Here is a 23,295-nt window from a genome sequence, read left to right on the forward strand (position 1 = left end):
TCTGAATCTCAGCGCGTCGTGGTGCCGCTCCCCGGGTGCAAACGGGCACGGCCACGGGCGATGGCGTCGTCGAGATAAGCGCCGTAAAAGTCCGGCAAGCCGGCACCGATCAACGGGTCGGCAACGGGGCGTCCGCTCGTATCGAGGAACAAAACCGTCGGCGATACCTTGACACCGTGGGCACGCGCCCAGACGACGCCCGTCGTCGTCGACCCATCGAAATCGCGCACCGGCGTTGTACTGTCCATGCCGATCTCGCGCACTTCGTACTTGCCGCTGCGCACCAGCGGTGCGAGTTCGCGCTGACGGATCGGGCCGCAATAGACGCAGTCGCGCAACGACACCAGCACGATCAGCGGCATGTCGAGCGACGCCGCCCGGCGCGCGTGCGCCGAGAAGTCCGTCGCCAGCGGGACAGCGGCCTGTTGCTGCGCCGCCACCTTGCTGTCGAGCGGGGCCGGTGCGGCAGCGCCTTCGCGCGGATACGTGACGCCGGTGGCCTGCGCCAGTTCGAGCCTGGGTTGTGCTTCGCCGGACGACGGTGCAGCGGCCGTCATGCCTGCGGTGAAAGCACCGGCGATCCAGACGAGGGCGTTGCGGACGAGGATGGATGTCATGGCGTCGATCATACCGGGATCCGTCTCGGTTCGTTCGCGGCGCGCCGGTGAGGCGAGGACCGGGGCGATATCGCGGGGATATACCGTTGAATGCCGTTGATGCGATGTTCATGCGGCGTTCTCCCTGCTGCAACGCCTGATGGATAATGGCGGCTTCCGATCCACCTCCACACTCCACCGTTATGAATCGCGTTGTCCGTGTCTGCGTGATGTTTGCCGCGCTTGCCGCGACTGTCGTGCTTGCCGCCTGTTCCCCGCGCTACGATTGGCGCGAAGTCCACGACAAGGATGGCGCGTACGCTGTCGCCTATCCCGCCAAGCCGACGCAGGACGAACGCGAGGTCAAGTTCGCCTCCGGGCCGTTGCCGATGCGCATGCAAGCCGCGCGCGTGGATGCCGCGCTCTTCGCGGTGGGTGTCGTCACGCTGCCCAGCGACGATGCCACGCTGCGCCAGACGGTCGTTGACGAACTGCGGCACGGATTGCTCGCCAACGTGAACGAAAGCACGGCGGCACCTTCGCAGGTGATGGTGCGTCAGGCGGGCGACGCTCCCGCATTGCCCGGCATGGCCGTCTCGGCGAAGGGTGTCGCCAGCGTGGGGAGCGACAAGGCCGAGCGCTTCGTCTCCGCCCGCTTCGTCGGGCGCGGCACTCACGTCTATCAGGTCGTTGTGATGGCGACGAAAGCCCCGAGCCAGGAACAGGTCGATCAGTTTCTCGACTCGTTCACGTTGGAGTAAGACGTTCCCCGGCGCGCACGTACGCTCCCTCATGTCGGCGCCTCCCGGTACTGCACGGCTTCGGCGATGTGGCGGGCGTCGATCGCATCGCGCTCCGCCAGATCGGCAATGGTGCGCGCCACGCGCAACACCCGGTGGTAGGTGCGGGCAGACCAATGATGCTGCGTCACCGCCCGGTGCAGCACGTCGTGCGCGGGCGACGCCAACGCGCATTGCGCTTCCAGCGCTCGATTGGACAGGCTGCAATTCAATTGCCCCTGACGCGATAACTGACGCGCTTGCGCCTGCCGCACGCGCTCGGCCACCGCTTCACTGCGCTCACCTGTGGCGGGTGCGGCAAACGTTTCGGCGCTCAGTGCCGGGACTTCGACATGCAGATCGATGCGATCGAGCAACGGCCCCGACAGGCGGTTGCGATAGCGCGCCACTGCCTCGCTCGTGCAACGGCAAGTTCGCGCAGGATGTCCCAGATCGCCGCAAGGACACGGATTCATCGCCGCCACCAGTTGGAACGTCGCAGGAAACGTCGCGTGACCGCCCGCCCGCGAAATCGTGACGTGTCCCAGCTCCAGCGGCTCGCGCAGCACCTCCAGCACGCGACGCTGAAACTCGGGCAATTCGTCGAGGAACAATATGCCGCGATGGGCGAGACTGATCTCCCCCGGGCGTGGCACGCTGCCGCCCCCGACCAGCGCCGCAGACGATGCCGTGTGATGCGGCGCACGAAACGGACGACGTCCCCAATGCCGCATGTCGAACCCCCGCGCGCTCAGACTGGCGAGCGTCGCGGCTTCTACCGCCTGCGCCTTGGTCAACGGCGGCAGCAGTCCTGCGAGGCGTGTCGCCAGCATCGACTTGCCGGTACCCGGCGGCCCGTAGAACAGAATGTGATGGCCGCCCGCTGCCGCCACTTCCAACGCGCGCTTGGCGTGCTCCTGCCCCTTGATGTCGAGCATGTCGGCCATGTCACCTGTCGGTGTGCCGGTCAGGCCCTCGTCATCGCCGGAGGCTCGCGGGACGACCGCGCGAGGTAGCGGCGTGGCGACATCCGGTTCGGCGAGATGGGCGCAGACGTCGAGCAAGGTCCGGGCGCCGTAGACCGTCGCTTCTTCGACGAGTGCCGCTTCCTGTGCGCTGCTCACCGGCAACACCAGTGCGCGCGCCGACGGTTGCGCTGCCATCGCGCTTGCCATCGCCAGGGCGCCGCGCACGGGGCGTAGCTCACCCGTGAGCGACAGCTCTCCCGCAAACTCATGTGTGCGCAGACCCGCCTCGGGCAGTTGGCCGCTCGCCGCCAGAATGCCCAGCGCGATCGGCAGATCGAAGCAGCCGGATGCCTTGGGCAAGTCGGCCGGCGCCAGATTGATCGTGATGCGCCGTGCCGGAAACTCGAAACGGCTGTTCTGCAACGCCGAGCGCACCCGTTCCCGGCTTTCCTTGACCTCCGTATCCGGCAGACCGACGAGCGACAGTCCGGGCAGTCCGTTCGCCAGATGCACCTCGACCGTAACCGGACGTGCCGCCATTCCCGTAATCGCCCGGCTGCTGACAACCGCCAGTGACATGACCTTCCTCCTTCTTCATCTCCGGTAATCCCCATCTATTCCCATCCGCCCTGTTCACAAGATGTCGTCACAACAGGAGGGCGTTCTGCCGCGTTGCTGTCGATAGTCGTGCAAGCCTGCGGCACAGCGCAACGTCTTATCGGCGCAAATACGCGGTGGGGTGGAGGTTTTCGGACTCAGGGTGCGGCGTGTCCGGAATCGTCTGCGATGCGAATAGGAGGATTCCGATTACTTATTCGGAAGTCAGGAGTCAATCGGCGGTGGGGCGCCAGTGATGGGGCGAGAGGGTGACAGGGTGATAGGCAAAGGGCGGGGACGAGAGCACCGAGATCGGAGAGGAGCGCAGCGCATGGCATCGCGCAGGCGCGCGAGCCCGAATGTGACAAGGGGCGCTTTCGCGCCCCCGTGAGTCCTTAGTCTTGCGCTTCGCTGCGCAGGCCTTCGAGTTCGGCCAAGCGCTTTTCCAGCGCTTCGAGCTTCTCGCGCGTGCGGGCGAGCACCTGCGCCTGCACGTCGAATTCCTCGCGCGTGACCAGATCGAGCTTGGTGAAGCCCTGGTTGAGCAGGCTCTTGACGTTGCGCTCGATATCCTTGGCGGGCGATTGCTTGAGCATCTCGCTCACCTTGGCTTGCATGTCTTGCAGGATCTCGTTCGGTTTCATAAGCCTTCCTCTCGTCGTTTCTTTGCACCGATCTGGTGCTTGCACCGTCAGTGTGCTTCCCCGTGCCGGCCAGACCGGTGCAACGTGGTGCATCCGGCGTGGCTTTCAATGTTGGCGCAACTCTAACACCGTTTTTTGCGCCCAGCCAGCCAAGCGCCCCGGCCCATCGGCCCGGAGATGAGCATTTGACACCGTCTGCCGGGATTCGTTGTTCCCGGGGTGTCGTACCCCCGCATCACCGTCCCTGCAATTTTGCCAATTTTTTATCCCGAAATTCGTATTGTGCGCGTCGCAGCGCATGTGGTCGAAGGAGCTGGCACGGGAGTTGCTCTACCCAAGTTCAGAACCTGCCACACGCTGTACCAAGACGTTGAAAATTCAACTTAGGGGAAAGTGATGAAAAAAGTGTCAACAGCGGTAACCAATGCAATGGCTGGCTTTGTGTTCTTCGGTGCTATGTCGATGTCGGCCGGCGCATTTGCGCAGGCTGCCACTGACGGCGCCGCACCGGCAGCAGCGCCGGCCGACGCCGCAGCCGTGGCAGCCGAGCCGCTGACCATTACCGCTAACGTCGGTCTGTTCTCGGACTATCGCTTCCGCGGTATTTCGCAAACGGCCAAGCGTCCGGCAATTCAGGGTGGTTTCGATATCGCGCACGAATCCGGTTTGTACGCCGGCGTGTGGGCGTCGAATATCAGTTGGATCTCGGATGGGAATTCCGCCGTCAGCGCGCCCATCGAGATGGATTTTTACGGGGGCTGGAAGAAGGAAATCATCCCTGACTGGACCATCGACGTCGGTGGTCTGCAGTACTACTACCCGGGCTCGTATCCGACGGGGCAGTTTTTCCCGCGCCCGCATACGTTCGAACTGTATGCCGCCGTGGGTTGGAAAACCATCACGCTGAAGTATTCGCACGCACTGACCCGTCTGTTCGGTCTGGTGAGCCCGGACGGTCAGGACACGACCAACAGTGGCTACCTCGATCTGACGGGGACCTACGACATCGGCTTCTGGGGCCTGTCGGCCGTGGGCCACGTGGGTCACCAGTGGGTGCATAACTTCGGTGCAGCAAGCTATACCGACTGGAAGATCGGCCTGTCGAAAGACCTGGGCAAGAACTTCACCGTGTCGGTCTCCTACGTCGATACGAATGCCGACGAGAAGTACTACACCGCCGCGAACTCCGGCAAAGTGCTCTCCAAAGCTACCGTGGTCGTAGGGTTGTCGAAGACATTCTAAGGAGCGACTCATCATGAAGCTGATTACCGCAATTGTGAAACCCTTCAAGCTCGACGAGGTGCGTGAAGCGCTCTCGAACATCGGCGTGGCGGGCATTACGGTGACCGAAGTCAAGGGCTTCGGCCGCCAGAAAGGCCATACCGAGCTGTATCGGGGTGCAGAATATGTCGTCGACTTTCTGCCGAAGGTAAAGATCGAGGCGGTAATCGGCGACGCGCTGCTCGATCAGGCGATCGACGCCATCGAGCAGGCGGCCCGCACCGGCAAGATCGGGGACGGCAAGATTTTCGTGTCCAACGTCGAGCACGTGGTCCGTATCCGCACTGGAGAGACCGGCGAAGACGCGCTGTAAAGGTCCTAAACAAGAGACAACAATCATGAAAAAACTGCTTGCCAAACTCCTGCTCGCCGCCGCCTTTGCTGGCGTTGCGGGCACCATGGGCCTCGGCTCGACCGCGGCGTTCGCGCAGGACGCCTCGGCGCCTGCCGCCGCTTCGGAAGCGTCTGCGCCTGCGGCCGCCGCCGCTGCACCCGCTGCCGCACCGGCGTCTGCCGCTCAGGCCGCTGCACCGGCCGCGCCGGCCGCCGCGACCCCTGTCCCCGCGAACAAGGGCGACACCGCGTGGCTGCTGACCTGTACCGCACTTGTGATTCTCATGACGCTGCCCGGCCTGGGCCTGTTCTACGGCGGTCTCGTTCGCTCGAAGAACATGCTTTCCGTGCTGATGCAGTGTTTCATCATCTTCTCGCTCGTGGTCGTGCTGTGGGCGATCTACGGCTATAGCATCGCGTTCACCGAGGGCGGGGCGTTCTTCGGTGGCTTCGATCGCCTGTTCCTGAAGGGCATGACACCGGATTCGGTGGCGGCCACCTTCAGCAAGGGCGTGAACGTGCCGGAGTACGCCTACATGGCCTTCCAGGCAGCGTTCGCCGCGATTACCTGCGCGCTGATCGTCGGTGCCTTCGCCGAACGCGCCAAGTTCTCGGCCGTGCTGCTCTTCACCGTCATCTGGTTCACGTTCTCGTACCTGCCGATGGCGCACATGGTCTGGTTCTGGGCGGGCCCGGATGCCTACACCGACGCGGCCGCCGCTGACGCTGCCACCGCACATGCCGGCTGGTTGTTCCAGAAGGGCGCGCTCGACTACGCAGGCGGCACGGTGGTTCACATCAACGCCGCTATCGCAGGTCTCGTGGGTTCGTACATGGTTGGCAAGCGCGTTGGCTTCGGCAAGGAAGCGTTCAAGCCGCACTCGCTCACCATGACGATGATCGGCGCCTCACTGCTCTGGTTCGGCTGGTTCGGCTTCAACGCCGGCTCGGGTCTGGAAGCCAACGGCGGCGCAGCACTCGCCTTCGTCAACACGCTGCTCGCGACGGCCGCTGCCACGCTGTCGTGGACGGCCGGTGAGTGGATCGGCAAGGGCAAGCCGTCGATGCTCGGTGGCGCATCGGGCGCGGTGGCCGGTCTGGTGGCCGTGACCCCGGCAGCCGGTTTCGTCGGTCCGATGGGCTCGATCGTGCTCGGTCTGCTCGCCGGTGTGATCTGCCTGTGGGGCGTGAACGGTCTGAAGCGCCTGCTCAAGGCGGACGATGCACTCGACGTGTTCGGCGTGCACGGTGTGGGCGGCATGCTCGGCGCGATTCTGACGGGCGTGTTCGCAGCACCGTCGCTCGGCGGCACGGGGATCTACGACTACGTCGCCAACGCCGTGGCACCGGATTACTCGATTGCCGGTCAGGTCTGGATTCAGTTCCAGGGCGTGGTGACCACGCTCGTGTGGTCGGGTGTCGTGGCCTTCATCGCCTTCAAGATCGCCGACATCGTGCTGGGTCTGCGTGTGCCGGAAGACGAAGAACGCGAAGGTCTGGACATCACCTCGCACGGCGAATCGGCGTACCACAACTAAGACGACGGACCACCGCTTATCGACGGCAATCGTCGGTCAGTCAGGCTTTGCCCCGGTTTCGGCCGGGGCGACAAGAAGGAGTCGCTGGTGGCCGGTCGGACAGCCGTCACCGGCATTGCGCGGGCACCCGTTGGGGTGCCCGTTTTTTTGTCTGCGGTTTTTGCGCACGTGATGGCGGTGCGGGGGCTTCCCCGCTTTCCACACCTTCCGCGCTTGTGATTCGCGATCCCGCCCCCATCTCCTCTCATCGCAGCATTGCATCGGACCTCCCCGGCCGGTGCCCCTTCCAGGGGCATGGCAAACGGCGGGGGCGTCTGGCGGATGCTCTACAATCGATATTCCATCTGGATATGAGAGAAGCATGGTTCCGCATCTCGTCACGGCCCTGAAAGGCCCCTTGCTCGACCTGGAAAAGAAGATTCTCGATGCGACGCCCGCCATCGAGCGCTGGTTCCGGCTCGAGTGGCAGGAGCACACGCCACCGTTCTACTGCTCGGTCGACCTGCGAAATGCCGGCTTCAAGCTCGCTCCCGTCGACACCAATCTCTTCCCCGGTGGCTTCAACAATCTCGCGCCCGAGGTGCTGCCGCTCGCCGTGCAGGCCGCAATGGCCGCGATCGAGAAGATTTGCCCCGACGCGAAGAATCTGCTGCTGATTCCCGAACGACATACGCGTAACTCGTTCTATTTGCAGAACATCGCGCGTCTGTCGACGATCATGCGTCACGCCGGGCTGAATGTGCGTCTGGGCAGTCTGTCGGACGACATTACCGAGCCGACGACCATCGAGTTGCCAGACGGTCAGCACGTCGTCATCGAGCCGCTGGAACGCACGCCGCGCCGTCTGGGGCTCAAGAACTTCGATCCGTGCTCGATTCTGCTCAATAACGACCTGTCGGCCGGCATCCCGCCGATTCTCGAGGGGCTGCACGAGCAATATCTGCTGCCGCCGCTGCACGCGGGCTGGGCGATGCGTCGCAAGAGCCAGCACTTCTCGGCGTACGACGACATCGTCAAGAAGTTCGCCAAGATGATCGACGTCGACCAATGGATGCTCAATCCGTACTTCGCGAAGTGCGAAGGGATCGACTTCGACGAGGGGGTCGGTGAGGAGAAGCTTGCCGATACGGTCGATGCGGTGCTCAAGAAGATCAACAAGAAGTATCGCGAGTACGGCATCACCGAGAAGCCGTTCGTCGTGATCAAGGCCGATGCCGGCACCTATGGCATGGGCGTGATGATGGTGCACGACGCCGCTGAGATCAAAAACCTGAACCGCCGCGAGCGCACCAAGATGAGCGTGGTGAAGGAGGGCCTCGAAATGCACGATTTCATCGTGCAGGAAGGGGTCTACACGTTCGAGCGCATCAACGAAGCCGTGGCCGAACCCGTCGTCTACATGATCGATCGCTATGTGGTCGGTGGCTTTTATCGTGTGCACACCGGACGCGGTACCGACGAGAACCTGAACGCCCCCGGCATGCACTTCGTGCCGCTCGCGTTCGAGCACACGGCGCTGCCCGACGTGCACGCCAAGCCTGGTGCCGCGCCGCCGAACCGCTTCTATATGTATGGCGTGGTGGCGCGTCTCGCGCTGCTGGCGGCGTCGGTCGAACTTGAACGCACCGATCCGGACCCGGAAACCTACTGATCGCGTGATGGCGTCATGGCTCGATAGCGTCATGACGCATTGAACCGGGCGCGGCGAGTGACAACTGGCCGCGCTCTTTCGGTTTCGGCGTCTCTTTGAGAAGTTTCTGAATTTGATGCGAGGCTGTGTCCGCGTGGCGGATGCCTCGTGCGCGTCTCGTCCCGAGAGGCGAAAAGAAAAAGACGCCCGGCTGGCCCCCCGACTAGCCGGGCGTCACATTTACCGGCCGCCTCATGCAACGGTCGGAAATCGGGGCTTTCCTGGGCGGTCCCCCCCGCAAACTGGCTCCCTGCGCATCCCCTTCACGCTTCGGATCGGTGTACTGTGCCGGTCCGTCGTCCGGTTCGCATCAGCGATGAAGCGATGATGCGACCGATCGACGCCCTCGACATCCCCCGAACGGGGGATGTCCGTCAGTGTTGAAGTGGAATAAGAAATTTCCTCGAAATTGCCTTTGGCCAGGAGCGACTTGCGAATGCAGGGCGACTTGCGCACACGCCTTCGTCAAATCCATCAATTGCCGATGCCTGTCATCGGCTATCTGCCGCTGTGGCTGGAAACGCTGCGTCTTTGGCTCGATGCCGACGGCGTGGCGGCGCTCTGGTGCCATGCGCAGGAGGGCACCTCCGCCGTGAGTGAGGACGGATCGACGGATGCCACCTGCTGGTACGCCCCGCAGGCGCCGCTGGCCGCGTGCGAGCGGTTGGCGGCCAGCGGGTGGACCATGCCGTCTGTGGCCGAACTGCAACACGCGCTCCCGCAGGGGCGAGTGATGTCCACTCACCAGCGCCAGGGCCGGGCGGGCGCCGTGGGGGCCGGAGAGGCCGGGGCGGCCTTATTGCCGCGTCCGGCGGCGCTGGCCGCGTGCCTGCCAGACGGCGATTTGCTCGACGTCTGTCTGCTGCCTGCACAACGTATCCCGGACACGCCGCCGCCGTACCAGGATGTCGCCCCCATCGGAGCATTGCGGCTGCTGGTGTCGAGGCGGCGTGAGCATCCGCGATTCACGTCGCGAGAAATCGCCGCGTTCGAGACGGCCGCCGCCGGGTTCGCTACGGTGCCGGAGCGTGCGCCATTCCCAACATTTCCAACATTTCCACCGCATGCCGCGATGACGTCCGCCGTACCGGACCCCGGTCCGGAAGTGTCCGACGCCATCGGGGCCGACATCACGGGCACGCTGGTCTGGCATCGCCGCCAGCCGGAGTGGGCCGATCCTGCGGCACTGGCACTCATGCGCCGGGTCTGGCGTCTCGTGCCGGGGCGTGCATGGCCCGATGCCTGCGTCGTGGTGCAGGCATGCCAGCGTCTGGCCGACGAGCTCATGCTCCACCCGTGCGACGCCCCGCCAGCCGGCGCGCAGGTGTGCGCCTCGGTGCCGGTGCCAGGGGGAACGCTGCATCTGCACGCCACCCATTTGTGCGGGATGGGGGGCAGTGCGACCGAACGCGTGCGCATCGCGCTACATCTTGCCGTACCGCCGGCCGTCCGATTGCTGCAGCGGCTATGGGAGACAGCGCTCACGCCTGTGCAGCGGGAGATTGCCATGCGCCTGCTCGCGGGCCAGTCGCGCACGCAAACGCGCGAGGCGTGCGCCATCGGCGTCCAGACGCTCAAGACACACCTGTCGCTCATGCGCGCGCGCCTGGATCCGGTGCGCGATGCGTCGCTGTTGCTCGGATTGGGCGGGCAGGGTGTGGTCGGTGGGTGGCAACGGGGGGCGACGACGGCCGTAAACGCCGGCCGGACGTGATTTGCGCGTCGACGCACTGCGCAGCGACAAAACGACGGCTCGGCTAGAATAGATGCCTGTCGCCGCAGCTTGCGGTGTGTGCATCCGAACCCCCAAGACTCCCGCCGATCGATGCAGATTCTCTTTATCGCCGACCCGCTCGACCAATTCAAGATCTACAAGGACACCACGTTCTCGATGATGCGCGAAGGTGCGCGTCGCGGGCACCGCATCTTTGCATGCGAGCCGCACGAGATGGCGTGGCAAGGCGCGACGGTCGATGCGCGTGTGAAGGAAATTCGTCTGACGGGCGATGCCGACGCCTGGTACGAAGTCGTGGAGACGCGCGTTGCCGCGCTGACCGAATTCGACGCCGTGCTCATGCGCAAGGACCCGCCGTTCGACATGGAGTACATCAACTCCACGTGGCTGCTGGAGATCGCTGAACGTGCCGGCGCGCGCGTGTTCAACAAACCGAGCGCGATTCGTGACCATTCCGAAAAGCTGGCGATCGCCGAATTCCGGCAGTTCGTGGCGCCGACGCTGGTGACGCGCGATGCAGGGCGTCTGCGCGCCTTCCACGCCGAACATGGCGACGTGATCTACAAGCCGCTCGACGGCATGGGCGGTACGGGCGTGTTCCGCATCGGCCCGGACGGCCGCAACCTCGGCGCCGTCATCGAGATGCTCGGCGAGAACGGCGCCCGTTCGGTGATGGCGCAACGCTTCATTCCCGACATCAAGCTGGGTGACAAGCGCGTGCTCGTGATCGGCGGCAAAGTGGTGCCGCATTCGCTCGCGCGTATCCCGCAGGGCAACGAAGTGCGCGGCAACCTCGCAGCAGGTGGCCTCGGCGAGGCGCGCGATCTGTCGGCGCGCGATCGTGAGATCGCAGAGTCGCTGGCGCCGGTCCTCTGGCAACGCGGCTTGCTGCTTGTGGGGTTGGACGTGATTGGCGATTACCTTACGGAAGTGAACGTCACGAGTCCGACGTGCTTCCAGGAAATCACGGATCAAACCGGTTTCGACGTGCCGAAGATGTTCATCGACGCGCTGGAACTGGCCGTCTGACGGACATTGGGGTCGCGCGGCGGTAATCCCGTTGGTAGCGGCCCCTAACCTGATGAAATTTCAGGATTAATTCGGGATTTTGGCGCGCCTGCTAAAATAAGAATCCCAAAATCGACAGGTTCGCGTTCGTCGTTGTGTTTGTATCCCGAACACTCGCGGCGCCCGGCGCGCCTAGCATCATGGCTGGAATTCTGATCATTGCCCACGCACCGCTGGCTTCGGCACTTCGCGAGTGCGTTTCGCATATCTACGGCGGTTGTCCGTCGCGCATCAGCGCGATCGACGTTGTCCCTGACCAGGACACCGCGGCGCTCGTAGACGTCGCCAAAGAACGCCTCGCGCAACTGCGCGAAGAGAACGGCGTGCTGGTCCTGACCGATCTGTTCGGGGCGACGCCGTCGAACGTGGCGGCGCAACTGGTAGGACCGAAAGTGCGTGTGCTCGCAGGGGTGAACCTGTCGATGCTCATCAAGGCGGTGTGCTATCGCTCGGTGCCGCTCGACACGCTGGCGGAGAAGGTGCTTTCGGGCGGATCTAAAGGTATTCTGGAAGTCGGCGCGGGTGCGCCGGCCACACACACTACGTCACACTGAAACATGCTTCGACAAGAAACGACGATCGTAAATAAATTGGGCTTGCACGCCCGGGCATCCGCAAAGCTGACGCAACTGGCGGCGAAATTTCAGAGTGAGGTCTGGCTGACCCGTAACGGTCGGCGTATCAATGCGAAGAGCATCATGGGCGTCATGATGCTGGCGGCGGGGATCGGCTCGAAGGTCGAAGTCGAGACCGAAGGCTCGGACGAAGCGCAGGCCATGCAGGAAATTCTCGACCTGATCGCGAACAAGTTCGGCGAAGGAGAGTAACGCCCGGCCGTGTTTTCGCCGCACCCCCGCGCACTGTCGCCGAAGACAGAACACACAGATTTCGGTCGAATCACCCGCCTCTGAACTGGGGAGACTTCCTTGTCTTTCACCCTGCACGGCATTCCCGTTTCCCGGGGCATCGCGATCGGACGCGCGTATCTGCTCGCGCCCGCCACGCTCGATGTCCCGCACTATCTGCTCGATCCCAGCCAGATCGACGATGAGGTCGCGCGCTTCGAAAGCGCCCAGGCAACCGTCCAGCAAGAACTCGACACGCTCAAAGCGGAGTTGCCGGACGACGCCCCGGGCGAGATGGGCGCGTTTCTCGACGTTCACTCCCTGATCCTCAACGACACGCTGCTCGTCGATGCCGTGGTCAAGCTCATTCGCGAGCGTCGCTACAACGCGGAATGGGCGCTCACGACGCAGCTCGACGTTCTCGTTGCGCGTTTCGAAGACATCGAAGACGAATACCTGCGCGAGCGCCGTGCGGACATCGAACAGGTGACCGAGCGCGTGCTCAAGGCGCTCGCCGGTGCCCCCGGTATCCGCCATGTGGTGGACGAGACGCCGCGCGACGACATGATCGTCGTGGCCCGCGACATCGCGCCCGCCGACATGCTGCAATTCAAGTCGCAGACGTTCAAGGGCTTCGTCACGGACCTCGGCGGCAAGACGTCGCACACGGCCATTGTCGCCCGCAGCCTGGGTATTCCGGCGGCGGTCGGCGTCGCGCAGGCCAGCCTGCTCATCAAGCAGGACGACGTGATCATCATCGACGGCGATCACGGCATCGTCATCGTCGATCCCGCGCCGATCGTGCTCGAAGAGTACAGCTACCGGCAAAGCGAGCGTGCGCTGGAAGAGCGTCGTTTGCAGCGCCTGAAGCATTCGCCTGCGCAGACCATTGACGGTACGCACATCGAGTTGCTCGCCAACATCGAACTGCCGGAAGACGCCAAGACCGCGGTGGCGGCCGGTGCTGTCGGCGTGGGGCTGTTCCGCACGGAATTCCTCTTCATGAACGAGGAGGAAGCGCCCGAGGAAGAGGCCCAGTTCGAGGCCTACAAGCGCGCGGTCGAATCGATGCAGGGCTTGCCGCTCACAATCCGGACCATCGACGTGGGGGCTGACAAGCCGCTCGACAGTCACGAGACGTACGAGACCGCGCCGAATCCGGCGTTGGGACTGCGTGCTATTCGCTGGAGCCTGTCCGAGCCGCGTATGTTCCTGACGCAACTGCGGGCGATTCTGCGGGCGTCGGCGTTCGGCAAGGTGCAGATTCTGTTCCCGATGATCGCGCATGCGCAGGAAATCGATCAGACGCTCGAACTCGTGCGTGAGGCCAAGGCGCAGCTCGATGCTGCGGGTCTGCTCTACGACCCGAACGTCAAGCTTGGGGCGATGATCGAAGTGCCCGCCGCTGCGCTCACGGTGCCGATGTTCCTCAAACGGCTCGACTTCCTGTCCATCGGCACGAACGACCTGATCCAGTACACGCTGGCGATCGATCGTGCGGATAACGCTGTGGCGCATCTGTACGACCCGCTGCATCCGGCGGTCCTTCGTCTGATCGCCATGACGATTCGCGAGGCGCACGCATTCGGTGTGCCGGTCGCGGTTTGCGGAGAGATGGCGGGGGATCCGACGGCGACCCGTCTGCTGCTCGGCATGGGGCTGCGCGAGTTTTCGATGCACCCGAGCCAGTTGCTTCAGGTCAAGCAGGAGATCCTGCGGGCGCACCTGCCGGATCTGGAGCGCCCGGTGCAGGAGCTGCTCGCGGCGACCGAACCGGAAGAAATGCAGGCGGCGCTGGCCCGTTTGGCGGTGGCCTGACCGAGAAGCGGAAAGCTGGCTTTCGCGTTACGCGAAACGAGAAGCGGACGGTCCTTTACAGGGCCGTCCGCTTTTTTTGTGATCGAAATTTGGGGGGCTGCCGAGCGCATCGTCGGCCATTTCCCATGCCGTCAGTGGCGCTGTCCGCAGACTTTGCACTCCGGATTGCGGGCACAGTGCATGGTGTGCCAACTCATCTTGCGCCCGTCGAGCATCTGGAGACGCCCCACGAGCGGCGTGCCGACGCCGGTAATCAGCTTGATCGCCTCGGCGGCCTGCATGCTGCCGATGATGCCCACGAGCGGTGCCAGAACGCCCATCGTGGCGCATGCCTGTTCGGGGAACGGCTCGTCGGCGGGGAAGATGCATTCATAGCAGGGCGACGCGTCGTTACGCACGTCGAACACGCTGATCTGTCCGTCGAAGCGCAGGGCGGCGCCGGAGACGAGCGGCACGCCAGCCGCCACGCAGGCACGATTGACCGCGTGACGTGTGGCGAAGTTATCCGAGCCGTCGAGCACAACCGTGGCGTCGCGCGCGATCGCCGTGAGCCGGGCTTCGTCCACACGCTCGTTGATGACGTCGACAACCACGCCCGGATTGATCTGTGCAATGCGCGCCCGCCCGGATTCCACCTTGGGCTGGCCCACACTTTGGGTGTCGTGAAGGATCTGGCGTTGCAGGTTGGTCAGATCGACGACATCGTCATCGATCAGCGTGAGGCGTCCGACGCCGGACGCCGCCAGATAAAGCGCTGCCGGTGAGCCGAGACCGCCGGCGCCGACGATGACCGCATGCGCGGCGAGCAGACGCTCCTGTCCCTCGATACCGAGTTCGTCGAGCAGGATATGGCGGGAGTAACGCAGCAACTGATCGTCGTTCATCGCAACACGCAAAGGGATAAAAAAACCGTGCCGGCTTTCGCGGGCACGGTTTGTAGTGTAAAGCGGATGCTTACTTCTTGTCCGTCGGCTTGGCCGGTACGACGGTGTCCGTCTTCGGATCCGTCTTGGCGCCAGCGGCGGGCGTTGCGGCCTTGGAAGCGTCCTTCGGCAGCGGGCCGGCGTTCGCTTCCAGACGCGACTTCGTGCGCTGGACCGGCTCGCCCTTGATCTGGTGCACCGCCTGCTGGAGCATGAAGTCGTCGGCGCTGCCCAGATCCGGCAGGCGTTCTTCGCGTTCCTTCTTGCGCTCTTCCGGCGTCTTCTTCGCGTTCTCTTCTTCGAGGCGGCGCAGTTCTTCCAGGCGGCGGGCTTCGCGGGCGTCGATTTCCTTCTGCTCGTCAGGCGTTTGCGTGTTGTGCAGGTGGTTCTGATAATCGATTTCGCGCGTCACCAGCACGTCGTCCGGATCGCCCTTCGGATTCTGGTCGACCGGCACGTCCGGCTTGATACCGATGGACTGGATCGAGCGGCCGCTCGGCGTGTAGTAGTACGCCGTGGTCAGACGCAGCGCGGTATCCGGCGACAGTTGGCGCACGGTCTGCACCGAGCCCTTGCCGAACGTCGTCTTGCCCATGATCGTGGCGCGCTTCGAGTCTTGCAGTGCGCCTGCCACGATTTCCGAAGCCGACGCCGAGTAAGCGTTCACCAGCACGACCATCGGCACCGTCTTCCAGAACGGCGCTTCACCCTTGAGCGGATCTTCCGGGCTGGCCGACAGACGGTAGTTGTCGAAGGTGGCATCGTACGTTTTCTTGGCGTCTTCGATCTGACCGTTGGTCGACACGACCACGGCGCCTTCCTTCAGGAACGCGGCGGACACGCCGACGGCCGACTGGAGAATGCCGCCGCCGTTGTTACGCAGGTCGAGGATCAGCCCCTTGAGCGGCTGGTCCTTGGCCAGTTCCTGGAGCTTCTTGGCCAGATCCGGCACGGTGCGTTCCTGGAAGCTCGTGATACGGACGTAGCCGATACCCGGTTCCAGGATCTTGCCCTTGATGCTCTGCACGCGAATCTCGGCACGCACGATGGAGACCGGGAACGTGCGTTCTTCCGACTTGCGGAAGATCGTCAGCGTGACCTTGCTGCCCGGGGCGCCACGCATGCGCTTGACCGCCTGGTCGAGCGTCATGCCGCGTACGGGCTTGTCGTCGATGCGGGTGATCAGGTCGCCCGGCTTCAGGCCGGCCTTGAACGCCGGGCTGTCTTCGATGGGGGAGATCACCTTCACGAGACCGTCTTCCTGCGAGATCTCGATGCCGAGACCTGCGAAGCGGCCGCGCGTCTGCTCCTGCAGTTCCTTGTATTCGTCCTTGTCGAGGTACGACGAGTGCGGATCGAGGCTCGACACCATGCCCTTGATGGCTGCGGTCAGCAACTTCTTGTCGTCGACCGGCTGCACGTATTCGCGCTTGATCTGACCGAACACTTCGGCGAGCAGACGAAGCTGTTCGAGCGGCAACGGTGTGGTAGCGCTTTGTGCGGAAGCCTGAGAGAACGCGAGGGTGGCTGCCGCACCGGTCGCAAGGCCCAGCACGATCAGGCCGATGTGTTTGAGGGTTTGGCGCATATAGGCGTGGAATTTCCCGGAATTTTGGGGCGCACCCCAATGGGCGCGCGCACTTTGGCGAAGTATAACCGTTTGCCCGCAGGCGGGACATTGCCCATTCGACAGGTAGTTTTCCTGAGTGGTTCTACGAAAAGTTCCATTCAATGCGACGTTGTGACGCGAATTTCGGCGAACGTCGCCCGATAGTGCGCGGCATTGGCCGTCGGGACGCGGCTTGCGAGGTTTCGGAAAGTCTCAGGCGAAAGCCGCCGGCAGGGTGGGGAGCGTGTTACCGCGTATTACGCCGCGCGGGGCGGGCATGGCAACGCATAGGGAGTTTCCCGGGGCGCTCGACGTGGATGGCGGGAAGATGGCGTGGCTGTCAGGTGCGACGACCCGCTCGGGGCGCCGTCGTCGCGGACCTTGCACGATGCTTACTTCGACTTGCCTTGCGCGGCGACAGCGGCCAGTGCGCCGGCAATCTTTTCCTGATCGCCGAGGTAGTAGTGACGGATCGGCTTCAGCTCGGCGTCCAGTTCATACACGAGCGGCGTGCCGTTCGGGATGTTCAGGCCGGCGATATCGTCGTCCGAAATATTGTCGAGGTGCTTGATGAGCGCACGCAGCGAGTTGCCGTGGGCGGCCACGAGCACTTGCTTGCCGGCGCGCACGGCCGGCGCGATCGACTCGTTCCACAGCGGCAGCACGCGCGCCACCGTGTCCTTCAGGCACTCGGTGAGCGGGATTTCTTCGCGCTTGAGCTTGGCGTAGCGCGGGTCGTTGAACGAACTGCGTTCGTCGTTCTCGGCCAGCGGGGGCGGCGGCGTATCGTAGCTGCGACGCCACACGTGGACCTGATCGTCGCCATACTTCGCGGCCGTCTCGGCCTTGTTCAGGCCGGCGAGCGCACCGTAGTGACGCTCGTTGAGACGCCAGCTATGCACCACCGGGATCCACATCTGGTCCATGGCGTCCTGCACGTGCCACAGCGTGCGGATGGCCCGCTTGAGCACCGAGGTGTAGGCGAGATCGAATTTGAAACCGGCGTCGGAGAGCAGCTTGCCGGCCTGAGCGGCTTCGGCAACGCCCTTTTCGGTCAGGTCGACGTCGACCCAGCCGGTGAACCGGTTTTCTTTGTTCCACGTCGATTCGCCGTGGCGGATAAGAACGAGCTTGTACATGAGCAAACTTCAGTCAGAGTAGGAAAGCGGGGGCAGCCGACAGGGGGCGAGGGCGGGTCGTCGCACCGGCCGCCGCCAGGCCCGGTAAGGGTTTGGCATGGCGTTCCCGGAGACGTTCGGCGCTCGAAAAAAGCCGCAGCCGACGTCCGGCGCAACGATTGGCAACGACACCCGTCGGCGCAATCACGGAATATTTTATAATGATCGGATTCTTTTGATTATTTTCAGGTGGTTTGTGAAGTTCTTTGCCGATTACACCAACCTTGCGCTGATCGCCATCGCCCTCGTTTCGGGCGGCATGCTGGCCTGGCCGGTATTCAAGCGCGGCGGTCGCGGTCTGTCGACCATGGAAGCGACCCAGCTCATTAACCGCAAGGGCGCCGTGGTGCTCGATGTCCGTACGGCAGAAGAATTTGCCACCGGCCACCTGCCATCCGCGCGCAACGTGCCGCTCGACGACGTCGAACAAAAGGTCGCGGGCATCATCAAGAATAAGGCTGCCCCGGTACTTATCGTGTGCAAGAGCGGTCAGCGTTCGGCGCGCGCTCAGACGCTGCTTCGCAATCTTGGTTATGCTGAGTCGTTCAGCCTCCAGGGCGGTGTCGCCGCCTGGCAGGAAGCCGGCCTGCCGGTCGTCAAGTAATCCAGGAGTTGCAAGTCATGCCGAAGATCGTGATGTATAGCACGCAAGTGTGCCCGTACTGCCAGATGGCGGAACGTCTGCTGCGCCAGCGTGGGGTTCAGGAAATCGAGAAGATCCTGATCGACAAGGAACCCGCCCGCCGCGAAGAAATGATGACGCGTACGGGGCGTCGCACCGTACCGCAAATTTACATCGACGAGCGTCATATTGGCGGTTACGACGATCTTTCGGCGCTCGATCGTGCCGGTGGACTCGTGCCGCTCTTGCAAGCTGCCTGATACCGCCTGCAAAATAGGCGCCCAGCCGCGTGACTGCGCGGCTGTCTTCATTCCAAGGAAACGAAATGTCCGACCAGAATCAGCCGTTTTTCAGCATCCAGCGCGCTTACCTGAAAGATCTGTCGCTCGAGCAGCCGAATTCGCCCGCGATCTTCCTCGAGCAGGAGATGCCGACCGTTGAAGTGCAGTTGGACGTGGCGGCAGAGCGCCTGGCCGAAGAAATCTTCGAAGTCGCCGTGATCGCCACCGTGACGGCCAAGATCAAGGACAAGGTCGCTTTCCTGGTCGAAGGCAAGCAAGCGGGCATCTTTGAAATCCGTAACGTGCCGGTCGAGCAGCTCGACCCGCTCATCGGCATTGCCTGCCCGACGATCGTCTACCCGTATCTGCGTGCGAACGTGGCCGACACGATCAGCCGTGCCGGCTTCCAGCCGATCCATCTGGCGGAAGTGAATTTCCAGGCGCTCTACGAGCAACGTCTGGCACAACTGGCCGAGCAACAAGCCGCCAACGGCGAGACGCCGGCCCCGGGCATCGTGATGCCCGACGGCTCGTCCGCTCAGACTCACTAAGCGCTTGCGCTTCATCGACGCCGTGGCCGGCTCCGAGCCGGCGATGGCGTCGAGGTCCCCGTCATGAAGATTGCCGTATTCGGCGCAGGTGCCTGGGGCACCGCGATGGCGAGTCACATGGCCGCACGCCATGACGTTGTCCTGTGGGCGCGCGATGCTGCGCTCGTGGCGCAATTGGCCGCCTCTCACGAGAATTCCGCTTATCTCCCCGGCTCCCCGTTGTCCCCCCGTCTGCGATTCGAATCCGACTTCGCGACGGCGATGGCGCACGGCTCGGGTGAGCACGCCTTGTGTGTGGCTGCCGTACCCGTTGCGGGTCTGCGTGCGCTGGCAGGGCACATGGCGCAGGCGCCCAATGCGCCGCAGAACCTGATCTGGCTTTGCAAGGGTTTCGAGGCGGATACCGGCCTGTTGCCGCATCAGATCGTTGCCGAGGTCTTCCCGGCGGTGGCCGGCGGTTCGTTGTCCGGGCCGAGCTTCGCGCGCGAAGTGGCGCAGGGTCTGCCTGCGGCATTGACGATTGCGAGCGCCGTACCGTCCCTGTGCGATCTGACGATTGCGGCCTGTCACTTCGGCGCGCTACGCATCTACTCGAGCGACGATCTCGTTGGCGTCGAAGTCGGTGGCGCCGTAAAGAACGTACTGGCGATTGCCACCGGTGTGAGCGACGGCCTGGGTCTCGGGTTGAATGCGCGTGCCGCGCTGGTGACGCGCGGTCTGGCCGAGATGACGCGTCTGGGCGTGGCCTTGGGTGGCAAGCCTGAGACGTTCATGGGTCTGGCCGGTCTGGGTGATCTGATTCTGACGGCGACCGGCGATCTGTCGCGTAACCGGACGGTCGGGTTGCAGTTGGCGTCGGGCAAGTCGCTCGACGAAGTACTCGCATCGCTGGGCCACGTTGCCGAGGGCGTAAGATGTGCCCGTGCGGTACGCGATCTGGCGCGCGCCCATGGCGTCGAGATGCCGATTACCGATGCCGTATGCGCGACGCTGTTCGACGGGCTGCCTGCCCGCGCGGCCGTCGAGGCGCTGCTGCGACGCGATGCCCGCGCCGAGCGCGAGGACGACTCGACTCAGGGCTGATCTTTCTCAGACGACGGTGTCCTGCCGTCGACACTCGCAACAAGGGAGTCCTACCCATGTCGCAAGTTGTCCGTCTTCACGCCTCCCAGGGCGATATCACGCAATCCACGGTCGATGCCATCGTCAACGCCGCGAACGAATCGCTGCTCGGCGGTGGCGGCGTCGAAGGTGCGATCCATCGGGCTGCTGGCCCAGAACTCCTCGAAGCTTGCCGAAAACTCCAGGGTTGCCGCACCGGGCAGGCGAAGATCACGCCCGGATTTCGCCTGAAAGCCAAATTCGTCATTCACACGGTCGGCCCAGTCTGGCACGGCGGCGCGCATGACGAGCCGGCATTGCTGGCCAGTTGCTACCGGGAGAGCCTGCGTCTGGCCGCAGCGAATGGATGCCGACGTGTCGCGTTCCCGGCCATCAGCTGCGGCGTTTATGGCTATCCGGCAGAGCTCGCCGTGCCGCTTGCCGTATTCACCGTGCGCGACGCGCTACCGCATTTCCCTGGCATCGAACACGTGGAGTTCGTATGTTTCGATGCGGCGATGTACGCGGCATACCAACGCGAACTCGCGAGTCAGGACCCGCCGGCGTAGTCTTGCTGACGCCATGCCTCGAACACCACCACGGCGACCGTATTCGAGAGGTTGAGACTGCGGTTGCCGGGACGCATCGGCAGTCGCACGCGCTGTGTCGTTTCGAAAGTGTCGAGCAATGCCGGGTCGAGGCCTCGCGTCTCCGAGCCGAAGACGAACCAGTCCCCGGGTGCGAACGACAACTGACCGAACGGACGCGAACCGCGCGTGGTCAACGCGAACATGCGTGTGGGATCGGGCGACTCCGCCGCCAGAAACGCGGCCCAGTCCCGATGCACCTTCATCTCTGCGTACTCGTGATAGTCGAGACCCGCGCGGCGCATGCGTGCGTCGTCGAGCGGAAAGCCGAGCGGCTCGATCAGGTGCAGGCGTGCGCCCGTGTTGGCGCACAGGCGAATCACGTTGCCGGTGTTCGGCGGAATTTCGGGGCTGACGAGAACGACGTTGAACATGAGCGTTGGGCAAGTTAATGAGTGGGCGGCGTGCGCAGTACGACCGCGGCGAGGACGTGGGCTGCGCCTGCACGCTTGAGGGCGGCCGCGGCGGCATCGCAGGTCGCCCCGGTGGTCATGACGTCGTCGATCAGGACGATACGGCGGGCGTGAACACGCGCGTCAGCGACGAATACGTCACGCAGATTGCGCCGCCGTTCGTCGCGGGAAAGCCGTCGCTGAGCGGCAGTCGTACGGTCTCTGTGCAGCATTTGCGTACTCGCAGACAGACGCGCCCGGCGTGAGGCCACACGAGCGAGCTCCCACGCCTGATTGAACCCGCGCGACGCGAGCCGGGAAGGTGCCAGTGGCACGGGCACCAACAATGGCGCCTCGCCGCCGTGATCGTGGCTCGCCAGAACGTCGCCAAGGCGCTCGCCGAATTCGCGCGCTAACGGCAGAGCACCGCGGTATTTCAGACGAATCATCAAAGTATCGAGCGGTGGCACGTAGTCTGCGAGCGTCAGCGTCGCATCGAACGCTGGCGGGTGTCGCAGACAAGGGCCGCACAGGATGGTGGTCGGGGTGCGACAAATTGTCGCATTTTCCGGGGCGAGCCCGGCCGTTCCCTCCGGGCACAACGTCGGCCGCGGCAATGCAATGGCGCACCGGTAGCAACGCGTCGAAGCACCGGGACGCGCAGCGTCGAAGGCAACCGCGCACGCCTCGCAGATTTGCCTCGACGCCCGTCGCCGGCAAATGGCGCAGTGATCCGGTAGCGCGATGCGCAACAATCCGCTCGCGAGCCTGGCTGGCGTCATGAAGGGGAAAGGGGGCATGGGCACGGCGGTGAGCGTAAGGGCTTGGCTGAGAGGTGACCGGAGGACGGGCGGACGGGGAATGATTCCCTCTGCCTCGTGAACCCCATCGGTCGCGTTCATATGGCATCGAGGCACGTGGGGTGGCCGTTTGGCCGTGTCCGATGCATTCCGACAGCAGCGAGTATACTGCCGACTCGCCTTTTCGCCTGTCCCATGAAGCCTTCCGACGCTCCCCAAAACCCGTCCCCCGCGTTCTCCGCACGCTTTTTGCGCACCGCATTCGATCGTCGCGCCCCGAACTGGCAGGACGCCGATTTCCTGATGCGCGAGGTGGCGTCGCGACTGGCGAGCCGACTCGATTACATCAAGCTCAAGCCTCGGCGGGTGCTGGATGCCGGTTGTGGCACGGGCGGCGATCTGTTGAACTTCGGCGAGCGCTATCCCGACGCGTATCGCGTAGGGCTGGACGCCTCCTATGCCATGGCGAAGGCCGCCGCATCGGCGGGCGCGGCCACCGGCTGGCGACGCCTGTTACGCAGTACGCCACCCTACGGCGTGGTGCAGGCCGATTTCTCGGCGCTGCCGTTTGCCTCACGCTCGTTTGATCTCGTCTGGTCGAACCTCGCATTGCACTGGTACCGCGAACCGCATCGCGTCATTCCCGAGTGGCACCGCGTATTAAGTACCGATGGTTTGTTGATGTTTTCGGCCTACGGTCCCGATACGCTGCGTGAGTTGCGTGCTGCGTGGGCGGAAGTCGATGACGTTGCGCATGCGCTTGAGCCCACGGATATGCACGATCTGGGCGACATGATGGTGGCGAGCGGATTCGATACCCCGGTGACCGACATGGAACGGCTCACGCTCACGTTCGAATCGCCCGACACACTGCTGCGTGACGTGCGGCTGCTGGGCGTGAATCCCCAGCCGGAACGTCGCCACGGCCTCACCGGGCGGGCGCGAATTGCGGCGCTGCGTGAGGCGTTGGAGCGTCAGCGTGGCAGCGATGGCACCATCGCGCTGACGTTTGAACTGGTCTACGGCCACGCCTGGAAGATTCCCGAAAAGACCGATGCCGCCGGTAATGCCGTCGTGCGTCTTCAGGACATCGGTCGCGGCGGCAGGCCTCGCTAAGCCGCGCATCAGCCGCCCGGAACCCCCGTCGTCGCAAGGATGACGGTGACGAAATCGGCGGAATTTCCGCCGATTTCTTTTTCTACGTCGGCTTTCCTGTTGCCCGTTTTCCCCACATGTCAGCCGCTGTACGGCGGCTGGACATGGCTGTTCGATGCCTGTCGTCGCATAGCCGCAGCCTGC

The 23,295-nt window shown here is 63.9% G+C and carries 24 protein-coding genes; 16 read left to right on the forward strand and 8 right to left on the reverse strand.

Translation table 11 applies throughout. From position 1 onward, the window contains the following. Window positions 1–8: 8 nt before the first annotated feature. Window positions 9–617, reverse strand: coding sequence for a thioredoxin domain-containing protein (locus tag PCA20602_RS09520; RefSeq protein ID WP_246182097.1), 609 nt, complete (start codon window positions 615–617; stop codon window positions 9–11). 182 nt (window positions 618–799) lie between these two features. On the opposite strand from PCA20602_RS09520, the gene PCA20602_RS09525 reads away from it, so the two are divergent. Further along, complete coding sequence (locus PCA20602_RS09525) at window positions 800–1,357, forward strand: hypothetical protein (RefSeq protein ID WP_150720992.1); 558 nt, start codon at window positions 800–802, stop codon at window positions 1,355–1,357. A 29-nt stretch (window positions 1,358–1,386) separates the two neighbouring features. Here PCA20602_RS09525 and PCA20602_RS09530 read toward each other — a convergent pair whose 3' ends face one another. Both PCA20602_RS09530 and PCA20602_RS09535 read right to left on the reverse strand, forming a co-directional pair. Next, on the reverse strand, window positions 1,387–2,922 hold the full coding sequence (locus PCA20602_RS09530) for a YifB family Mg chelatase-like AAA ATPase (protein WP_150720993.1): 1,536 nt from the start codon (window positions 2,920–2,922) through the stop codon (window positions 1,387–1,389). A 413-nt stretch (window positions 2,923–3,335) separates the two neighbouring features. Then, window positions 3,336–3,584 carry an accessory factor UbiK family protein gene (locus tag PCA20602_RS09535; RefSeq protein ID WP_150720994.1) on the reverse strand — a complete coding sequence of 83 codons (249 nt, stop codon included), beginning with the start codon at window positions 3,582–3,584 and terminating at the stop codon, window positions 3,336–3,338. A 396-nt stretch (window positions 3,585–3,980) separates the two neighbouring features. On the opposite strand from PCA20602_RS09535, the gene PCA20602_RS09540 reads away from it, so the two are divergent. From PCA20602_RS09540 to ptsP, 9 genes are all read left to right on the forward strand, one after another. Continuing rightward, complete coding sequence (locus PCA20602_RS09540) at window positions 3,981–4,826, forward strand: TorF family putative porin (protein WP_150720995.1); 846 nt, start codon at window positions 3,981–3,983, stop codon at window positions 4,824–4,826. Between the two features lie 13 nt (window positions 4,827–4,839). After that, complete coding sequence (locus tag PCA20602_RS09545) at window positions 4,840–5,178, forward strand: P-II family nitrogen regulator (protein ID WP_010804740.1); 339 nt, start codon at window positions 4,840–4,842, stop codon at window positions 5,176–5,178. A gap of 85 nt (window positions 5,179–5,263) precedes the next feature. Continuing rightward, window positions 5,264–6,736, forward strand: coding sequence for an ammonium transporter (gene amt, locus PCA20602_RS09550; RefSeq protein ID WP_240493421.1), 1,473 nt, complete (start codon window positions 5,264–5,266; stop codon window positions 6,734–6,736). 361 nt (window positions 6,737–7,097) lie between these two features. After that, window positions 7,098–8,387, forward strand: coding sequence for a glutamate--cysteine ligase (gene gshA, locus PCA20602_RS09555; RefSeq protein ID WP_150720996.1), 1,290 nt, complete (start codon window positions 7,098–7,100; stop codon window positions 8,385–8,387). A gap of 475 nt (window positions 8,388–8,862) precedes the next feature. Further along, window positions 8,863–10,140, forward strand: coding sequence for a helix-turn-helix transcriptional regulator (locus PCA20602_RS09560; protein ID WP_150720997.1), 1,278 nt, complete (start codon window positions 8,863–8,865; stop codon window positions 10,138–10,140). 111 nt (window positions 10,141–10,251) lie between these two features. Further along, window positions 10,252–11,190 carry a glutathione synthase gene (gene gshB, locus PCA20602_RS09565; protein WP_150720998.1) on the forward strand — a complete coding sequence of 313 codons (939 nt, stop codon included), beginning with the start codon at window positions 10,252–10,254 and terminating at the stop codon, window positions 11,188–11,190. A gap of 179 nt (window positions 11,191–11,369) precedes the next feature. Next, the gene (locus PCA20602_RS09570; RefSeq protein WP_069340374.1) at window positions 11,370–11,783 is read left to right on the forward strand and encodes a PTS sugar transporter subunit IIA; all 414 of its coding nucleotides are present in this window, start codon (window positions 11,370–11,372) and stop codon (window positions 11,781–11,783) included. 3 nt (window positions 11,784–11,786) lie between these two features. Then, a complete protein-coding gene (locus PCA20602_RS09575) occupies window positions 11,787–12,056 on the forward strand; it encodes an HPr family phosphocarrier protein (protein ID WP_047906779.1) in 270 nt (89 codons plus the stop codon). A gap of 99 nt (window positions 12,057–12,155) precedes the next feature. After that, the gene (gene ptsP / locus PCA20602_RS09580) at window positions 12,156–13,892 is read left to right on the forward strand and encodes a phosphoenolpyruvate--protein phosphotransferase (protein WP_150720999.1); all 1,737 of its coding nucleotides are present in this window, start codon (window positions 12,156–12,158) and stop codon (window positions 13,890–13,892) included. Between the two features lie 131 nt (window positions 13,893–14,023). Here the strand turns inward: ptsP and PCA20602_RS09585 are convergent, their stop codons facing one another. The 3 genes from PCA20602_RS09585 to gpmA all read right to left on the reverse strand — a co-directional run bounded on the left by PCA20602_RS09585 (window position 14,024) and on the right by gpmA (window position 17,563). Next, the gene (locus PCA20602_RS09585; protein WP_069340372.1) at window positions 14,024–14,776 is read right to left on the reverse strand and encodes a HesA/MoeB/ThiF family protein; all 753 of its coding nucleotides are present in this window, start codon (window positions 14,774–14,776) and stop codon (window positions 14,024–14,026) included. 70 nt (window positions 14,777–14,846) lie between these two features. Further along, a complete protein-coding gene (locus PCA20602_RS09590) occupies window positions 14,847–16,403 on the reverse strand; it encodes a S41 family peptidase (protein ID WP_150721000.1) in 1,557 nt (518 codons plus the stop codon). A 413-nt stretch (window positions 16,404–16,816) separates the two neighbouring features. Further along, window positions 16,817–17,563, reverse strand: a complete 747-nt coding sequence (gpmA, locus tag PCA20602_RS09595; protein ID WP_150721001.1) for a 2,3-diphosphoglycerate-dependent phosphoglycerate mutase — start codon at window positions 17,561–17,563, stop codon at window positions 16,817–16,819. A 235-nt stretch (window positions 17,564–17,798) separates the two neighbouring features. Here gpmA and PCA20602_RS09600 point away from each other — a divergent pair, with 235 nt between their 5' ends. The 5 genes from PCA20602_RS09600 (at window position 17,799) to PCA20602_RS09620 (ending at window position 20,726) form a co-directional block, all read left to right on the forward strand. Then, entirely contained in the window at window positions 17,799–18,206 is a 408-nt protein-coding gene (locus PCA20602_RS09600) for a rhodanese-like domain-containing protein (RefSeq protein ID WP_069340369.1), read from the forward strand. A gap of 17 nt (window positions 18,207–18,223) precedes the next feature. Then, the gene (gene grxC / locus PCA20602_RS09605; protein WP_023597820.1) at window positions 18,224–18,484 is read left to right on the forward strand and encodes a glutaredoxin 3; all 261 of its coding nucleotides are present in this window, start codon (window positions 18,224–18,226) and stop codon (window positions 18,482–18,484) included. 65 nt (window positions 18,485–18,549) lie between these two features. Further along, window positions 18,550–19,056 carry a protein-export chaperone SecB gene (gene secB, locus PCA20602_RS09610; protein WP_039395381.1) on the forward strand — a complete coding sequence of 169 codons (507 nt, stop codon included), beginning with the start codon at window positions 18,550–18,552 and terminating at the stop codon, window positions 19,054–19,056. A 63-nt stretch (window positions 19,057–19,119) separates the two neighbouring features. After that, a complete protein-coding gene (locus PCA20602_RS09615) occupies window positions 19,120–20,139 on the forward strand; it encodes an NAD(P)H-dependent glycerol-3-phosphate dehydrogenase (RefSeq protein WP_150721002.1) in 1,020 nt (339 codons plus the stop codon). A 56-nt stretch (window positions 20,140–20,195) separates the two neighbouring features. Then, window positions 20,196–20,726, forward strand: a complete 531-nt coding sequence (locus PCA20602_RS09620) for an O-acetyl-ADP-ribose deacetylase (protein ID WP_150721003.1) — start codon at window positions 20,196–20,198, stop codon at window positions 20,724–20,726. Here PCA20602_RS09620 and trmL read toward each other — a convergent pair. Continuing rightward, window positions 20,708–21,178 carry a tRNA (uridine(34)/cytosine(34)/5-carboxymethylaminomethyluridine(34)-2'-O)-methyltransferase TrmL gene (gene trmL / locus PCA20602_RS09625; protein ID WP_150721004.1) on the reverse strand — a complete coding sequence of 157 codons (471 nt, stop codon included), beginning with the start codon at window positions 21,176–21,178 and terminating at the stop codon, window positions 20,708–20,710. The genes PCA20602_RS09620 and trmL overlap by 19 nt on opposite strands. 14 nt (window positions 21,179–21,192) lie before the next feature. Next, window positions 21,193–21,645, reverse strand: a complete 453-nt coding sequence (locus PCA20602_RS25590) for a ComF family protein (RefSeq protein ID WP_174980939.1) — start codon at window positions 21,643–21,645, stop codon at window positions 21,193–21,195. Window positions 21,646–22,191: 546 nt separating this feature from the next. Here PCA20602_RS25590 and PCA20602_RS09635 point away from each other — a divergent pair. Next, entirely contained in the window at window positions 22,192–23,112 is a 921-nt protein-coding gene (locus PCA20602_RS09635) for a methyltransferase domain-containing protein (RefSeq protein WP_150721006.1), read from the forward strand. The last annotated feature ends 183 nt before the right edge of the window (window positions 23,113–23,295 follow it).

The organism is Pandoraea capi (genome assembly GCF_902459735.1).
GTDB lineage: Bacteria > Pseudomonadota > Gammaproteobacteria > Burkholderiales > Burkholderiaceae > Pandoraea > Pandoraea capi.

Excerpts from the sequence above, each read along its gene's own strand:
- grxC (WP_023597820.1), top strand. The coding sequence starts at position 18,224 with ATGCCGAAGATCGTGATGTATAGCACGCAAGTGTGCCCGTACTGCCAG.
- PCA20602_RS09590 (WP_150721000.1), bottom strand. The coding sequence starts at position 16,403 with ATGCGCCAAACCCTCAAACACATCGGCCTGATCGTGCTGGGCCTTGCG.
- trmL (WP_150721004.1), bottom strand. The coding sequence starts at position 21,178 with ATGTTCAACGTCGTTCTCGTCAGCCCCGAAATTCCGCCGAACACCGGC.
- PCA20602_RS09615 (WP_150721002.1), top strand. The coding sequence starts at position 19,120 with ATGAAGATTGCCGTATTCGGCGCAGGTGCCTGGGGCACCGCGATGGCG.
- PCA20602_RS09540 (WP_150720995.1), top strand. The coding sequence starts at position 3,981 with ATGAAAAAAGTGTCAACAGCGGTAACCAATGCAATGGCTGGCTTTGTG.
- secB (WP_039395381.1), top strand. The coding sequence starts at position 18,550 with ATGTCCGACCAGAATCAGCCGTTTTTCAGCATCCAGCGCGCTTACCTG.
- PCA20602_RS09575 (WP_047906779.1), top strand. The coding sequence starts at position 11,787 with ATGCTTCGACAAGAAACGACGATCGTAAATAAATTGGGCTTGCACGCC.
- PCA20602_RS09545 (WP_010804740.1), top strand. The coding sequence starts at position 4,840 with ATGAAGCTGATTACCGCAATTGTGAAACCCTTCAAGCTCGACGAGGTG.
- PCA20602_RS09635 (WP_150721006.1), top strand. The coding sequence starts at position 22,192 with ATGAAGCCTTCCGACGCTCCCCAAAACCCGTCCCCCGCGTTCTCCGCA.
- PCA20602_RS09520 (WP_246182097.1), bottom strand. The coding sequence starts at position 617 with ATGACATCCATCCTCGTCCGCAACGCCCTCGTCTGGATCGCCGGTGCT.
- gshA (WP_150720996.1), top strand. The coding sequence starts at position 7,098 with ATGGTTCCGCATCTCGTCACGGCCCTGAAAGGCCCCTTGCTCGACCTG.
- PCA20602_RS09530 (WP_150720993.1), bottom strand. The coding sequence starts at position 2,922 with ATGTCACTGGCGGTTGTCAGCAGCCGGGCGATTACGGGAATGGCGGCA.
- PCA20602_RS09620 (WP_150721003.1), top strand. The coding sequence starts at position 20,196 with ATGTCGCAAGTTGTCCGTCTTCACGCCTCCCAGGGCGATATCACGCAA.
- PCA20602_RS25590 (WP_174980939.1), bottom strand. The coding sequence starts at position 21,645 with ATGATTCGTCTGAAATACCGCGGTGCTCTGCCGTTAGCGCGCGAATTC.
- PCA20602_RS09525 (WP_150720992.1), top strand. The coding sequence starts at position 800 with ATGAATCGCGTTGTCCGTGTCTGCGTGATGTTTGCCGCGCTTGCCGCG.
- PCA20602_RS09560 (WP_150720997.1), top strand. The coding sequence starts at position 8,863 with ATGCAGGGCGACTTGCGCACACGCCTTCGTCAAATCCATCAATTGCCG.
- gshB (WP_150720998.1), top strand. The coding sequence starts at position 10,252 with ATGCAGATTCTCTTTATCGCCGACCCGCTCGACCAATTCAAGATCTAC.
- gpmA (WP_150721001.1), bottom strand. The coding sequence starts at position 17,563 with ATGTACAAGCTCGTTCTTATCCGCCACGGCGAATCGACGTGGAACAAA.
- PCA20602_RS09570 (WP_069340374.1), top strand. The coding sequence starts at position 11,370 with ATGGCTGGAATTCTGATCATTGCCCACGCACCGCTGGCTTCGGCACTT.
- PCA20602_RS09585 (WP_069340372.1), bottom strand. The coding sequence starts at position 14,776 with ATGAACGACGATCAGTTGCTGCGTTACTCCCGCCATATCCTGCTCGAC.
- amt (WP_240493421.1), top strand. The coding sequence starts at position 5,264 with ATGGGCCTCGGCTCGACCGCGGCGTTCGCGCAGGACGCCTCGGCGCCT.
- PCA20602_RS09535 (WP_150720994.1), bottom strand. The coding sequence starts at position 3,584 with ATGAAACCGAACGAGATCCTGCAAGACATGCAAGCCAAGGTGAGCGAG.